Annotated in this window: 1 protein-coding gene; it reads left to right on the top strand. The window is 75.8% G+C overall.

Annotated elements, in window-relative coordinates; all coding sequences use genetic code 11:
* Positions 1–753 (top strand): ketoacyl-synthetase C-terminal extension domain-containing protein (locus WA788_RS35450; RefSeq protein ID WP_335984610.1); only part of this gene is annotated, 753 nt, incomplete at both ends.

Raw genomic sequence — 753 nt, 5'->3', positions numbered from 1 at the left:
CGCCGGGCTTCAGGCGTCCGGGGTGGACGTGGTGGAGGCGCACGGTACGGGGACGCGGCTGGGCGACCCGATCGAGGCGCAGGCCCTGCAAGCCACCTACGGCCAGGGCCGTGACGTCCAACGGCCTTTGTGGCTGGGCTCGTTGAAGTCGAACATCGGGCACGCGCAGGCCGCCGCCGGGGTGGGCGGTGTGATCAAGATGGTGATGGCGCTGCGGGCCGGTGTGCTGCCGCGCACCCTGCACGCGGAGGAGCCGTCCCCGCACATCGACTGGTCGGCCGGCACCGTACGGCTGCTCACCGAACGCACCGACTGGCCCGAGACGGGTGAGCCGCGCCGGGCCGCCGTGTCCTCCTTCGGGATCAGCGGCACCAACGCGCACGTCGTCCTGGAGCAGGCTCCCGCTTCCGAGGCCCCCGCTTCCGATGCCGCCGCGTCCGCCGCGCCGGCCGAACCCGGCACCACGCCTGTCCTGGCCGGCGCCGGCCACCTGCCCTGGCCGGTCTCCGCGGCCACGCCCGAGGGTCTGCGCGCCCAGGCGGCGCGCCTGCGCGACCACCTCGCCGAGCACGGCGAACTCCCGCCCGCCGACGTGGCGTTCTCCCTCGCCACCACACGGTCCGCCCTCACCCAGCGCGCCCTGCTCGTCGGCGGCGACCGCGCCGAACTGCTCACCGCCCTCGACGCGCTCGCCGCCGGAACCCCCGACGCGGGCGTGGTCAGGGGCACCGCCGAGGCCCGCAGCAAAACCGT

Source organism: Streptomyces sp. CA2R106 (assembly GCF_037034245.1).
Lineage (GTDB): Bacteria > Actinomycetota > Actinomycetes > Streptomycetales > Streptomycetaceae > Actinacidiphila.
The sequence above is the reverse complement of the archived record's forward strand: the minus strand, read 5'-3'. Positions and strand labels throughout refer to the sequence as shown.